1 protein-coding gene is annotated in these 274 nt (G+C 32.1%); it reads right to left on the minus strand.

Translation table 11 applies throughout. The features are described from left to right. The coding region (locus B3J44_RS19945) for a sensor histidine kinase (RefSeq protein WP_286971037.1) at positions 1-274 on the minus strand (274 nt) is incomplete at both ends.

Here is a 274-nt window from a genome sequence, read left to right on the forward strand (position 1 = left end):
AGTTCTCCATCATGCATTCTAATGATTTTAGAAGCTAATGGAAGTCCTAAACCGTAACCAATGTATTTGGCAGCGATTTTACCTCTAAAGAAAGGTTCATATAAATGCGGAATATCTTCAGGCGGAATACCGATTCCGATATCATTAATTGTAATTTTAATCATTTCTTTATTAGCAGAAAGATTCACAAACACTTCATTATTATCAGAATACTTTACTCCGTTTGTAATAATATTATTGATTGCCAATTCTAAAAGCGGTTTATTGCATGGCA

The sequence above is a fragment of the Flavobacterium sp. UBA4854 genome, assembly GCF_002399805.1.
GTDB classification, from domain to species: domain Bacteria; phylum Bacteroidota; class Bacteroidia; order Flavobacteriales; family Flavobacteriaceae; genus Flavobacterium; species Flavobacterium ginsengisoli.